Here is a 14,377-nt window from a genome sequence, read left to right on the forward strand (position 1 = left end):
AGCTCTCAATAGTGCTTAGGATAATATTGAATTTTTATAAAAGCGTTCTAAATCAATGTTATATTCTTTAGGTTTAATCGCTGACTCAAGAGTGTCTACAGTTTTTTTATTAGATAAATCAATATCTTTTACTTCGGTGTAGCGGCTATGCTTAGCGCTGTAAAATGTTTTAACGACAGGTTTTAGTGGTGCCCCCGGATTACTCTCGGTGACCAAACCCACTCTTTGACTCGATAACCTTACAAGCGTTCCTACCGGATGGATGCCAATACATTGAATAAATTTATTAAGCAGCACAGGATCAAAGCTATCAGGGCACCCGTCTTTTAATATTTTAAACGCCTTTATTGGCTCCATGCCTGCTTTATAAACACGTTCTGCGGTAAGTGCATCATAAACATCTACAATTGACGCCATACGCACATACTGACTTATCTCGTCACCTTTTTTACCAAACGGGTAGCCTTTACCATCGAGTCTTTCGTGGTGCATACCTGCAATATCTACCGCGATTCCTGTTAAGCCAGAGTCTTCTAATATCTCTTTACTGAAAAGCGAATGCATTTTCATTATTTTAAATTCGTCGTCTGTAAAGCGGCCAGGTTTGTTTAGCACTTCATCAGGGATTTTTATTTTACCAATGTCGTGTAATAGTGCGCCGGTAGTCAGCTCAACAATAGTGTCTTTCTCTATATTTAAGTGTTTTGCAAAAATACCCATTAATATTGATACATTAATTGAGTGCTCAAGTAGGTAGGCATCTTTTTGGCGCATTTGGGTAAGGCAGGCTAGGGCATCTTGATTTCTAAAAACAGAATCCATAAAGCCACTTGCCAGTTCTCTAAACGGGGTTATATCTATATCACGGCCAGCTTTTATATCTTTAAATGCTTTTATTTGCAGTGTTTTTGCTTCGTCATAAAGCTTTTTTGCTTTTCCCATTTCTTGCTCAGCGCTGTTTATTTTTTGCCAAGGATCACGCTTTATTTTTGTTGTAGGTGTAGCGATAGGATCTTTTTCAGGGACTGAATCAATGAGGGTTTTATCTGGGTCGATTTCTACTTCTAAAATACCTGCTTTTATCAGGTTATTAATACCAGCTTGAGTTTTAACCCAGCCTTGGTTTTTAATTTTAATGCTGCCAGTTTGTTTGGTAACGCTTTGCACAAACATACCTGGGACTAACTTAGTAATAGGAATGGTTTTCAATTTCACGGCTTCAGTTGTTAATCTACTTTTAAACTAACAAACTTATACGTAACGACCAAATAAAAAAGGCACTTTACAGTGCCTTTTTTTATTTTTTAGTGAAAAACTATTAGCTTAATTATTCATCATCTTCAACAAGCGTCATTAGCGAGGTATTACCGCCTGATGCTGTTGTATCAATACTAATTGTTTTTTCAGTAATTAAGCGCTTGATTAATGTATCATAATACTCAGAGCTAATTACCGGTAAAATTGCGCCTTTACGCTGTGCAAGCTGTTGGCTGAAGTAGCCTAAACGAGACGAGCGAGCGGCAACTACCGCACCAGCTAAATGAGGGTGAGCTAAGATAGCTTGTAACTGATTAGGTTTAGCTACTTGGAAAACACCTTCAGCAACACCTGTAGAGATAAATTTATCTTTAAAGGCAACAGCTTCATCGTAAAACAGCTCAGACGCTACAGTAATTACCGTATTACCTGCGGCAATAGCGGTAATGATAGACAATGCCCAGAAGTTAAATGATGTGCTCTTATCTGCATAACACACTACACAACCACGCGCTTCTAGATGAAGTGTATTAGACTCACCCGTTGGCCCTGGCAGGGTAGTAAATTTACGCATGTGCTTTTCAAGGCGGTTAAGCTGTGCACGAGCTTCTGATAATGTTAATGCTAAATCGTCTGCTAAATCGTCGATAATTTCTACCGTCGCGATTTTAGCAAGCAACTGACGTACAGCCGAAACTCGGTCGTTTAGTGGTGTTGCACGCCAGATTTTTTCATCGCGCATTGAGTTAGCCATTAGCTTTTTAACTTGCTCATCTGCACCGCTGTAGTGGTGTAAATCAAGCTCATCTGGCGTCAGGTTTGTCATTTGCACGTTATCTGGTGATGCCTTTTCTTTTACTAAACGTTGAAGGTAGTTAGGGCCACCGGCTTTAGGGCCAGTACCTGATAAACCACGGCCACCAAATGGTTGCACACCAACAATAGCACCAATCATGTTTCGGTTAATGTAAACATTACCCGCACGTGACATTTTAGCAAGGTACTCACAGCGCTCTTCAATACGTGAATGTACACCCATTGTTAAGCCATAACCTGTGTTGTTAATTTGATCCATCACATCATCAAGTTCGCTCGATTTAAAGCGAACAATATGAACACATGGGCCAAATACTTCACGCTTAAGTACTGATAAATCTTTGATTTCGTATAAACGAGGTGCAAAAAAGTATGCGCCATTTTGCGTGTTATCCGGAATTTTACACTCGTAATGAAGTATAGAATTACCTTTTAAGTACTCAACGTGCTCGTTTAAGTTTTTAAGTGCTTTTTCATCAATTACCGGACCAACATCAGTTGATAGTAACGATGGGTCGCCAATGTGTAGCTCAGCTAGGGCACCTTTAAGCATTTCGATAATGCCATCTGCTACGTCATCTTGAATGAATAACACACGAAGAGCTGAACAACGTTGCCCAGCACTTTGAAAACCAGAACTGATCACATCGTCAACTACTTGCTCAGGAAGCGCCGTTGAGTCGACAATCATACAGTTTTGGCCACCTGTTTCTGCAATTAACGGTACTTGAATATCGTTACGTGCAGCAAGTGTTTGAGAAATTAATGTGCCTGTTTCAGTAGAGCCTGTAAACATAACCGCTTGAATGCGCTCATCAGGAACAATTGTTTTGCCTACTTCAGAACCACGAGCAATAACCGGTTGAACAACATGCTCAGGTAAACCAACAGACAGCATTAGTTCAATAGCACGAAGGGCTATTAAACTTGTTTGCTCAGCAGGCTTTGCAATTACAGTGTTACCTGTAACAATCGCAGCGGCAACTTGGCCTAAGAATATTGCAAGCGGGAAGTTCCACGGGCTAATACATAAAATAACGCCACGGGCTTCAAAACGCTCATCTTGCGATAGCTCCTCAGCGCGCGCCGCGTAGTAACGGCAAAAATCAACCGCTTCACGTACTTCATCAATACCATCTTGCGCTACTTTACCTGCTTCTTTAATACAGATAGCAACAAGTTCGTCGTGATGACGCTCTAATATGTCAGCAACGCGACGCAGTAAGTTAGCACGTTCTCTTACTGGTGTTTGTGACCATGATTCAAGTGCAGCTTCAGCGTTAGCCAGTAATACTTTCATCTCTTCGCCAGTTTGCAATTTAACGTGGCCAATGATTTCTTTGTGATTTGCTGGGTTTTTAACAGCTAATGAGCCTTCAGGTACTTGGCTTTGCTCAATTAAGTGCTCGTTAAACCATGTTTCAAGATTCTCTTTGAAAGGAGTGATAACATTAATGTCGGTTAAATCCATGCCTTTTGAGTTAGCACGTTCTTCACCGTATAAATCAATTGGCATTTTGATTTGCGTATTGTACTTATTACGCAAGCCTTGCAATGTTTCTACAGGGTCTGGAAGTAATGATTCAACAGGTTTTGTTGTATCAACAATTGCGTTCACAAATGATGAGTTAGCACCATTTTCTAATAAACGACGAACAAGGTACGCAAGGAGGTCTTCATGTTGACCAACTGGGGCATATACGCGGCATTGAATTTTTTCTTCGTTAACGATTTGGTCGAATAATGACTCACCCATACCGTGCAAACGTTGAAATTCAAAACCAGTGTTGTCGCCTTTTGCTACTTCTAGAATAGTTGCGGCAGTGTAAGCGTTATGTGTAGCAAATTGCGGATAAAGCACATCGCGCGCTTCAAGCATTTTAATAGCACACGCTTTGTAAGAAACGTCTGTTGTTGCTTTACGGGTAAATACAGGGTAATGATCTAAACCATCTTGCTGTGTGGTTTTGATTTCAGTATCCCAGTATGCGCCTTTAACTAGACGTACCATCATCTTGCGACCAACGCGGGTTGCAAGATCAGTTAGCCATTCAATTACAAAAATAGCGCGTTTTTGATACGCTTGAACTGCTAAGCCAAATCCTTGCCAATCACCAAGATCTTCATCACTGAATACCGCTTCAATTACATCTAATGAAATATCTAAACGGTCTGCTTCTTCTGCATCAACGGTAAAGCCGATATCGTATTTTTTAGCGGCAAGCGCAAGTTCTTTTAACTTTGGTACTATTTCTTCCATCACACGGTCTTTATGAGTGAACTCATAGCGTGGATGAATAGCAGAAAGCTTAACTGAAATACCCGGGCTCTTAATTGGACCACGACCATTAGCCGCTTTACCAATTGAGTGTATAGCATTCATGTAGCTGTCAAAGTAACGCTTCGCATCTTTCATTGTGCGCGCGCCTTCGCCTAGCATATCGTAAGAATACACATAGCCTTTTTGCTCTGTTTCGGCAGCACGTTCAATTGCTTCGTCAATGGTACGACCCATTACGAATTGCTTGCCCATAATTTTCATAGCAAAGTTTACAGACTTACGAATAACTGGCTCACCTAAACGACCAATGGTCTTTTTAAGCATGCCGAACTGTTGTTCTTTAGTTTTGTCTGTGTAGTTAACCATTTTACCGGTAACTAATAATCCCCAAGAAGATGCGTTTACAAATAAAGAATCGCTGCTTCCTAAATGAGAGCTCCAATCACCTTTGGCTAACTTGTCACGAATAAGTACATCTTGAGTTGCTTTGTCTGGTACGCGAAGCAGTGCTTCGGCCAAACACATTAATACAACGCCTTCTTCACTAGAGAGTGAAAATTCATTTAAAAGCGCATCAACACCGCCTTGCCCATCTTGCTCTTTACGAATGTTCAAAACAATCTGGCGGGCTCTTTCCCAGGCACGACTTCGTGCTTTTACGCCTACTTCTGCAAGCGGTAAAATATGATCAATAACTGCATTTTCATCTATGCGGTAGAAGTCACGGATTCTTTGTCTGATAGGACAAGTAGTAGTTAAATCGCCGTTGAATAACATAAGCAACCCTCAGGATGTTAAGAATTAAAGTAAAATTAATTACCAATAAATTACCAGTGATATTGTGAGTGCATTCTAATTAAAATTCAGCAGAATATGCTGGTTAAATTTCGCGATTTACGATAATTTACAGGGTATAAATTTAACTTATCCGCATAAAATTCTGTTATGACAATTCCAAATAGATTACGCATGCTAGATCGTATTGATTTAGCCATACTAGACGTTCTTCAAAAGAACGGCAGAATTTCTAATGTTAACCTCGCAAAACAGGTTAATTTGAGTGCCAGCCCGTGCCTAGATCGTGTTAAACGATTAGAGCAAGAAGGGTATATTGAAGGCTATTATGCCAAGCTTAGCGAAGCTAAACTTAATCAGAGCTTAGTAGCGCATGTTCAAGTATCGCTTGTTGCTTCAAATACAGCTGTATTTAAAGTATTTAGAGAGCACATATTAAGGATAGAACAAGTAGTCGAATGTGACATGGTTGCTGGTGGTTATGATTACTTATTAAAAATTCGCGTTTCTAATATGGAAGAATATAGACAAGTTCTTGGCGACTTAGTAGATATTCCCGGCGTGGGTACTCATCATACTTATATGGTGATCGAAAAGATTAAAAAGGATGAAGGATTGTTAATCGATATTTAAACTTTTCTCAAGTAATAAAAAAACCGCAATTGCGGTTTTTTTATTTTAGTAGATAAATGCCATGCCAAATAGTTAGTACATCACCTTATACATAATTTATTACGACCTTCCGACTTCGCTCTGTATAAGGCCGTATCCGCCGCGCATATTAATGCCTCAGATGTTCTGTATTGATTATCGTATTCACACGCTAAACCCTGACTTACACTTATTTTTACATTCGCTGGTAAACCGAGATCTCTAAAATTAATGTTGAGTATTTTTTCTTGAATACGCTTAGCAATCATTTGTGCATTTGAAATGTGCGAACGAGGCAGCACAACAGCAAACTCCTCACCACCATAGCGTGCTACTAAACTGTCTTTAGATGGTAAGCACTCTTCAATTGTACGAGCGACTTTTTGAAGGCACTTATCACCTTTTACATGGCCAAAGTTATCGTTAAATAATTTAAAGTAATCAATATCGATAAGTATAAAGCTAAGAGGCTGCTTATTAACTATGCACTCTTGCCAATTTTTAATGATGGTTTTTTCTAAAGTACAACGATTAGCAATACCAGTGAGATGATCAAGTCTGGCTACGTTTTCCAGTACTTTATACTTTTTAACGTGCTTTGAAATATCATGCATTATACAAATAAAAAGTGGGGTACTTGCGACTACCGATTCGGGTAAACATGATATAGATAACTCAACATCTAAACAGTTACCATTGTTTTTTCTTATTTTAACTTCTTTCGGACCATGGTTGAGTGGTGTTTGATAGTTGTTTTTCCAACTTTCAAACATGTATTTATAGTCATCGCGATACTGTTCTTGTAAACAATCTTGCCATTTTTTACCTATTAATGAATCAGACGTTACATTGAAAAAACGTGCTGCTACGGGATTTACTGATTCAAACACCCCATCTGCATTAACAATAAAAATAGCATCGGCCATGACATTAGTGACATTAATAATTGCGCTTATTTTTTCATTGTTAACGGTATTAGAAATGCTGCTGATTAATGCAGATACAGCGCTGTCGGTGTTGTTTGCTCTGCTATTTTCATTATTGTTAGACATGGTGTTGCTCATTTTTATTGTTAATGAAACTTTATGTCTAGCAGTTTATTCAATTTATCGTTTTTAAACCTTTCGGTAACCTTCTGATTTAAGTTGTTGTTATTTATGTTTATTTAAGGGGCATTTTTAAATAAATTGCATCGCAATTAATATGGCTGTGCAATTTAAAAATAAGCATTACTAATTAGAGTTCTTTTTCATTCTTAACTTGGGGATCAGCGCTTTCATATTTATTGCCATTACACTCAACGTTAAAGATTAAGCATACAGAGCCATTATTTTCATCTGTGTCGGTAATGATAATTGTGTGGCCGTTGTCACTTACTTTATAGCTGAAGTCTTGGGCGCATGGTTTTTGTGTGTCGATATCGGTGATAGTAGCGCCAGTAAATACGAAACCATTTTGAATTGTGGCGTCGTCTAAATTGTAGTTGCCAGCGGTTTCAGTTCTTACAACACCACCGCCAGTAGCGGATTCGCCATTTTTTGTATAGCTAAAAATAGCTTCACCGTTGTTAAGTTTAATATTTACTTGAAAGTCGACATTTTCTAGGGTGTTATTCATATCATTTCCTTTATGAGTAATTATAGTTGGAAGTTCGTAATGCCTAATTTAACTAGGCTTGTTTTTATTTCTGATATCTCGTCTTCTCTGTTTAAACAGGTATAAGCTTGTACTAGTGGGTATGTTATTTTTACGCTCTGACTTATTTTTGCAGCTTTAGAAATTGCTTTGATAGCACTTAAGCAAAATTGCTCTCGCTGTTTATTAGTTGTAGCTAAGTTTGCTTTGATTAAGTTTATTCTTGTATATACTAAGTAATCACCAGTTTTAGTTAGGTTGGCTAATTGATGTTTGTAGTTTTCATTATTCTCAAGCTCAGTTAATAACTCCTGCGCTTTGAGTGGTGATTGTCTATTTATAAAATATTGAATCAGTGTAATTTGTGTATTAATAGTGCTGGTATTTTTAAAATTTTGAGATTTTAAAAAATTAATTATTTTTTCAATTGTTGAGTCAGTAGCTTCATCAGTAGATAGCATTAGTGAATGTGCTAAAGAGCGATAATACATAAGCTGAAATTTATTGTTTTTTGGATCTTGTACTAAAGCTTCATTGATAACTTGATTAGCCAAGCTGGCTTTTTTATGAGCCATCCGTTTATCACTCAAATAGCTCAGTAAATAACTTTGTTGCATATATAGGTTTGCTGACGTGTAAAAAAGGCTTGCATCACGAGGGTAGTTAGCAATCAATTTTGTGATTACCTCAACTGCATCTTCCAATATATTAACTGCTTCATTAAAGTTACTTAGCTTCTCTTCTGTTTTTGCAAGCCAACTAATCGTATCGGATTTATCTCGAAGTAAATCTTTGTTATTGGGTTTCAGTTCAAGCGCTTTATTTTTAAGTAAAAGTGACTCTGCAAAGTTCTTTTTTGCAGCGCTGTAGTTGGATTTTTCAATGTATAAAGAACCTAAAGAATTAGACGAATACGATAATTCCATAATGGAGTTAAAATCATTGGCTGCCAGCGCATACATTTTTTTACTGTAAGCGTGGTATTTTTTAAACATTTGCTCAGTAGCTTGATGATCATTTTGATCATAAGCTAATTGACCAAGCCAAAAGGCATTGGCGCCTGCAAGCGTTAGTAGCTCTAAGTTGTTAGGCTGTATTTTTAATAATGCCTCAAGGCGGGTGCGGGCGTTTTCAAAGGCGGTAAAGGCTTCATCGGTTTTACCTCGCGAATAAGCTACTTCACCCATTGCTTCGAGGGTTTGTGCGTACTGAAAACGGTTGTTAAATTGTGCTTTATTATCGCTAAAGCTAAAAAGTGAACTTGAATCGTCAGTTTGATCAGTAAAATACTCAAGTGCTTTATTACTAATACCATCAAGTAAGTCCATGCGTTCAACGCTACGTAATTTATCGGCAAAGTCACCCACCATAAACCCTAGTAAGCTTTCGGCCTCAAGCTGTTTTTTTTGCGCATGTTGTTGGGCCTTAAAACTAGTAAAGCTCATTAATAACGCGGTAAATGTAAGTAAGCACAATAAAGCAACGGTCACCCGTTTTACTCTTATTTTTGTTTTTGTTTTTTTTACAGAGCTTTTGATAAGAGCATGCTCGTTATCATCTAATTTAAACAGTTTGTCGTTTAGTAATAGCTGCGCTTCTTGTAGCGGTTTACCTGGCGCTAGGAGGTAAGCACTATTTTTACCTTCATCTATCCAATTTTGCGCTTGGTGTTGTAAACGACTTTTTATTGCTAAGGCATCTTTATGGTCATTAATCCATTGTTTTGCGCGCGGCCATTGACGTAATAATGCCTCGTGAGCAAGGCTAAAACAGGCTTCTTGGTTTTGTAAATGCGATACAAATAAACGGCTATCGACCATGGCTTGCACAAGCTCTTTTTGGCTTGTGTTCGTTAATATTTGCCAGCGGGCAGCGCGGCTCGTAATGGTTTTACCATCTGGGTTTAAAGTGATCAGTTGTGATAATACGCTTTTTAGTTGCTGCTGTTGCTCATTACTAAGGTCAATAAATATATCTTCAGCTTTTTTGCCTATGGCGCCCTCAATACCCCCGAGTTTTGTGTAAACACTGTGCAGTAGCTCGTTATTATCACTGCGCTGTAAGTACAGCTCTTGCAATGTGTATTGCAGCATGGGTAATGCATCGGGGTTATTGGCTGTATCGGCGCACAATATTTCATCCAGTGGTGTTTGGGTTTGTGGGTCATTTGAGAACGTTAAATTAGCGGTTAGCGCTGGCAGGCGAATAATTTGTTGGAGTTCTTGGCGGTTTGGCGGTGTTAAATCGTAGTGGGCGCCATGAGCTTTGCCTGCCATTAGACTTGGTTGTTCAACAACTAAAGGGTAAAAGTCGTTACGACACGCACTAAATACAATCACAGCTTTAGAGATTGCTAAGCGTTCAATAACCGATAAAAAATGGCTGCGTGTTTCGCTACTAAATATAGGAGAAGAAAGCAGTACTTCTAAGCGGTCAATAAATAAAAATAACTGTGGTGTTTTAAGTTGTGTAGAGGCTTTACTAAGTGCAGCTTGTATGGCGTTAATTACGCCATCTATTGCCAATTCTAGTTGCTCTGCAAGTGTTTGCGCGCTTAATCCTTCAAACACAGGCTGGGCGTTTATATCCCAATCAAGTAATGCAGAAGCTAAGTCTAGAAAAAGTCTATTTTTATGCACATCTGCAAAGTCGATCTGGGTGTAGGAAATAACCCCGATGCTATTATAGCCTCGCTCATCTAGCAGTTTTGGTAAAATTCCAGCATTAACAAGCGAGGATTTACCTGTACCACTAGGGCCAAGTATTAAGCAAAAAGCACGACCGTAATTTACCTGGCTAGATATCCTTTCCAGCAGGGTAGCTATAGATTGGGTACGGCCAAAAAAAACGTGGGTATCATTTGGGTTATATGCACGCAGGCCTAAGAAAGGGGATCCTCCCTGCCATGTACTTTTAGTGCTTGGGATAGGATCTGCTAACGGAAAAGATAATTTTGCAATAATGCGGTAGCCACGTTTACGGATAGTTTCAATATAATTTGGTTCATTGGCTTTATCACCGAGCGCTTTTCTTAGCTGAGTGATAGTTTTATGTAATGGATTATCGCCAATATCATTGTTTTTCCAGCATTTATTGAGCAATTCATCGCTGCTTACAATGTCGCCATTTTGTTGACACAAATGCAATAAAACTTCCATCGCTTTGGGCTCTAACTGTTTGGCTTTACCAGTGAGTTGAATTGAGTTAGTTGAAGGTGTTACTTGCCAATCGCCTAGGTAGAAGGGGTTGCGCATCATCATTACTCATTATTGTTTTTTTATTATTAAAATTAAGTGCGTATTGATATTTATTAACACTATTTATATGGCAAATAAATCTATAACACAACTATTTGAGTTTATTCTGAGCAGAGGGGGGAGTAAAGGATGAGCTTGCAGATATGCAAGCTCAAAATAAAAATAAATTAGCTTTCTAGGTCGGCTTTGTTAATTGTAATGACGCGTTGAGGGAATGGAATTTCAATATCAGCGTTATTAATTGCTTTATAAACACCACCGTTAATAGCCAGTTTGGTTTCGATAATTTTAGTAGTAGGCACCCAGTATCGGTAGCTTATTGTAACACCGCTATCGGCGAAGCGTTCAATACCCACTTGTGATAACGGATTTTGTGCGACTAATTCATGTGCTTTAAGTACGTCTTCAATGAGGCTAATCGCGTTATCAGAGCAAGCACTATAGGCTATGTCTATTTCACCTTTGACCAATGAGTAACTAAATGAGTTATGAAGTATTTCACCCACTATGTGCTTATTTGGAATGGTGATTTCTACTTTTTCTTCATTGATTAAAATAGTGTAGCCAAGCTCAATTGTTTTAACTTGGCCGCTTACATTTTTAACTTCAATAGTATCACCAACAACAAAAGGTCGAGTGGCTATAATGGCAAGGCCTGCACCATAATTAGAAAGCATTCCTTGCAGCGCTAAACCAGCACCTAAAGATGCAGCACCAATGGCTGCTACAAATGGCGTAACGCTGATACCTATTTTGCCAAGTGCAATAATTATAACCATTACAATTAGCAGTACTTTTACCACGCTACTGACAAAGTTTGTGAGCGTAATATCAACGTTATGACGGGTCATTAACGCGGCTACAAATTTGGCAAGCTTTTGTGCTATCCACAAACCAATGAGGACGATAAAAATAGCGCCAACAATTTGCATACTGTAGGTAACCATATACTCAGTAAGCATGGTGTAATATTTTTCAAACTGTTCGATTTCAGAACTGATCATAAAGCGCTCTAAGTTAGGGCTATGTTGTATTTTTCCAACTATAGCAAAATGTTGACTAAAAATGGATATAACAGCGGCACTATAATCGCTGTTAATAAAGCACTTAGTGCCATTGCAACTGATGAGTAAGCGCCTACTTTTGGATGCTCAGCAATAGCAGCAGCGGTCCCAATTGCATGGCAAGCTGTGCCCATGGCAACGCCTTGAGATTCGTGATTAAAAATATTAATGAGTTTAAAAAGCATAAAACCAAATAAAGCGCCTAGTAAACCAATAAAAATAACTAAAGCCGCAGCAAGTGAGCTAATCCCTCCTAACGAGTCAGTAACAATTAAAGATATTGGGGTCGTCACACTGAGTGCGGCAACTGATGCACTTAGCTGTGCAGGTGCGTTAAATAATATGCTTAGCAAAAATGCCACAACGGTTGCAGTAACAATGCCTAAGCTACATGTTGCGACTATGAGTAATAGATTTTTTTGTACGTGTGTAAACTGCTGATATAAAGGAAGCGCTAGAGCCACAATTGCGGGCTCTAATAACCAGCTTAGTAATTTGCTGTGCGTGGCAAATTGCGTATAAGGCAAGTTTAGATTAACGAGTAATAAAGCAATAATACTAATACTTAAAAATACGGGGTTGGTGAGCGATTTAAATACGCTGTTTTTTATACTTTGGTTTACGGCCCTTAGTGCTAAAAATAATACAATAATAAAAGGAATACTTAGCCACCATAAATTGGGCTGTAGCTCTGAAATAGCGTAAAAAGTAAAATTAGTCATTATTTTCTCTTCCCTTAAAGTACGAAATTACACTGCTAACAAGCAATAAGGTAGTTATAGGGACAAGCACCACAACTGATGCTAAAAATGCCCAGTGCGATTTTATAAGACCGAGATGCTCAATAAATCCCACGCCAGCAGGAATGAAAAATATAGGCATAATATTTAAAATAGGGGAGGCGCATGGTTTTACATGTTGCTCTTTTACAATACCCGATAAGAGTAAAACTAATAAAATAACCATAGCGAGTAACGGCGCAGGAAAGCTTCCACCAATAAAGTGCATAATGAGTTTAGCGCAGGCTAAACATAGTAAAATAATAGCGCTACTGAGCAGATATTTCATCAAAGTGGCTCACAGAAAAGATAAGAGCTTAACTTTAACAAATCAAACTCTTTTATGCATTGTGCAATAGTCTACCAGTGCTTTGTATTTGCGTAGGTTATATCCACTTTTCCTTTTGCTTTAGCAATTGCTTTTTTAGTGTTTGGGTTTAGCAATAAGCGAATTTGGCTGAAGGTTTCTTTAGCGAGTATTTTTCGTTGGTTTGGTTTATAGCTAAGTTGTGTAACACGTTTAATAGCAGCAAGCGTATCGGGTGAGCGCTCAAGTAATGTATTGAGCATGTTTTGCGTGGCTTGTTGAGTATCATCGGTAAGCTGAGTAACTAAACCTAGCTCATTTGCTTGTTGTGCTGTGATTGGGTTTGCGTGGCTTGCAAGCCAAAGGGCTTGGTCACGCTTAACTAAACCGCTCATCATTACATTTGCGCCCATATCGGGGCACAACCCCCAACGCGCTTCCATAATGGCAAGCTTGGCATCAATATGAACAATCCTGTAATCGGCACCCAGCGCTATTTGTAAACCACCCCCTAAACAGTTGCCATCAATTTGTGCAATAACAGGCACGCTCAGTGACTGCCAGCCTAATACTACTTTTTGCGCTAAGTTTTGATTGCCAGGTAACCATTTAAGCAATAATTTTATAATATTCAATGGTGCCGCCATTACGGCTGATATATCAAGGCCTGCACAAAAATGCTCGCCATCGCCTTTTATTACTACAGCACGAATACTGCGATCTCTTTTTATGTTTTTAATGGCTTTGTTTAGCTCTACAAACATTTCAAAGCTTAATGCGTTTTGTTTTTTTGCTCTGCTAAGCGTGACGGTTGCAATGCCATTTTGTTTTTCTAGTTTTATCATTACACACTCCTCTGACCTGTTAGTTGAGCTTATGTTGTTATAAGAATTAAGTAAAGTGACGGTATTTTTTAAATAAATGGAATTTATTGCTAAAGCTGTAGTCTTAAAGGGTTAGATTTAGATGAGAAAAAGCTAAACAATTAGCACTTGAGATAATAAAATTTTTTACGTTGTTATTTTAAGCTTAAATTAAAAAAGTAATCTTGATATTCAATGGGTTAGTTAAATTATTATTTATTGTTTGAGTTGTATGCTGAATAAAGCATGACTCAGTTACAAAAAAGTCTGTGTTTTACGCTTTTTTTTATCAAAATGATGATGAGATTTGATAATATAGCGCAACTTAAAAGCTTAAGGTTAAGCACATATGTCGGGTCCACGTTTATATACGGTAGAAGAAGCTACTCACCAAGCTTATGATATTTTTTTAGAGCTAGCGCCAAATAACTTGAGTGATAAAGATGTTGAAGACTTTAATGAGTTTAGAGAAGACCTAGGCTTTATCGAAGAAGACGAGCCAGACGATCAGTGGCAAGATTTTGTTGCCCTTGAGATAGAGCCAGAGCACTTTATTCAGGTGCTAGTTGGTTTAGAATTTGAAAATGATGATGTTTTGTTTGCTAAAATTTTGATTAGTCGTGATAAAGATGCTCCGTTTTGTCATATTTTATGGAAAGAGAGTGAATAAGC

The 14,377-nt window shown here is 38.3% G+C and carries 11 protein-coding genes; 2 read left to right on the forward strand and 9 right to left on the reverse strand.

Annotation, left to right across the window (positions count from 1 at the left end):
* Positions 1-15 precede the first annotated feature (15 nt).
* Together H5120_RS01500 and putA are read right to left on the reverse strand one after the other, a co-directional pair.
* Positions 16-1,209, reverse strand: coding sequence for an HD-GYP domain-containing protein (locus tag H5120_RS01500; protein WP_182673358.1), 1,194 nt, complete (start codon positions 1,207-1,209; stop codon positions 16-18).
* Between the two features lie 118 nt (positions 1,210-1,327).
* Positions 1,328-5,131, reverse strand: a complete 3,804-nt coding sequence (gene putA, locus H5120_RS01505; protein ID WP_182673359.1) for a bifunctional proline dehydrogenase/L-glutamate gamma-semialdehyde dehydrogenase PutA — start codon at positions 5,129-5,131, stop codon at positions 1,328-1,330.
* Positions 5,132-5,299: 168 nt separating this feature from the next.
* Between putA and H5120_RS01510 the strand changes: the two genes are divergently transcribed.
* Complete coding sequence (locus H5120_RS01510; RefSeq protein ID WP_024596882.1) at positions 5,300-5,782, forward strand: winged helix-turn-helix transcriptional regulator; 483 nt, start codon at positions 5,300-5,302, stop codon at positions 5,780-5,782.
* Positions 5,783-5,862: 80 nt separating this feature from the next.
* Here H5120_RS01510 and H5120_RS01515 read toward each other — a convergent pair whose 3' ends face one another.
* The 7 genes from H5120_RS01515 to H5120_RS01545 form a co-directional block, all read right to left on the reverse strand.
* Positions 5,863-6,852 (reverse strand): sensor domain-containing diguanylate cyclase, encoded by a 990-nt coding sequence (locus H5120_RS01515; RefSeq protein WP_182673360.1) that lies wholly within the window; start codon positions 6,850-6,852, stop codon positions 5,863-5,865.
* 184 nt (positions 6,853-7,036) lie between these two features.
* Positions 7,037-7,417, reverse strand: coding sequence for a DP-EP family protein (locus tag H5120_RS01520; RefSeq protein ID WP_182673361.1), 381 nt, complete (start codon positions 7,415-7,417; stop codon positions 7,037-7,039).
* 20 nt (positions 7,418-7,437) lie between these two features.
* Positions 7,438-10,692 carry a winged helix-turn-helix domain-containing protein gene (locus tag H5120_RS01525; RefSeq protein WP_182673382.1) on the reverse strand — a complete coding sequence of 1,085 codons (3,255 nt, stop codon included), beginning with the start codon at positions 10,690-10,692 and terminating at the stop codon, positions 7,438-7,440.
* A 167-nt stretch (positions 10,693-10,859) separates the two neighbouring features.
* Entirely contained in the window at positions 10,860-11,696 is an 837-nt protein-coding gene (locus H5120_RS01530) for a mechanosensitive ion channel family protein (protein WP_002958733.1), read from the reverse strand.
* A 38-nt stretch (positions 11,697-11,734) separates the two neighbouring features.
* A complete protein-coding gene (locus H5120_RS01535; RefSeq protein WP_182673362.1) occupies positions 11,735-12,478 on the reverse strand; it encodes an LrgB family protein in 744 nt (247 codons plus the stop codon).
* Complete coding sequence (locus H5120_RS01540) at positions 12,471-12,824, reverse strand: CidA/LrgA family protein (RefSeq protein ID WP_182673363.1); 354 nt, start codon at positions 12,822-12,824, stop codon at positions 12,471-12,473. The genes H5120_RS01535 and H5120_RS01540 overlap by 8 nt, the downstream gene beginning before the upstream one ends.
* A gap of 71 nt (positions 12,825-12,895) precedes the next feature.
* Positions 12,896-13,687, reverse strand: coding sequence for a crotonase/enoyl-CoA hydratase family protein (locus H5120_RS01545; RefSeq protein ID WP_182673364.1), 792 nt, complete (start codon positions 13,685-13,687; stop codon positions 12,896-12,898).
* 367 nt (positions 13,688-14,054) lie between these two features.
* Here H5120_RS01545 and H5120_RS01550 point away from each other — a divergent pair, with 367 nt between their 5' ends.
* Complete coding sequence (locus H5120_RS01550; protein ID WP_002958729.1) at positions 14,055-14,375, forward strand: HI1450 family dsDNA-mimic protein; 321 nt, start codon at positions 14,055-14,057, stop codon at positions 14,373-14,375.
* The last annotated feature ends 2 nt before the right edge of the window (positions 14,376-14,377 follow it).

It is taken from the genome of Pseudoalteromonas sp. SR43-2 (assembly GCF_014163885.1).
Taxonomy (GTDB): Bacteria; Pseudomonadota; Gammaproteobacteria; order Enterobacterales; family Alteromonadaceae; genus Pseudoalteromonas; species Pseudoalteromonas distincta.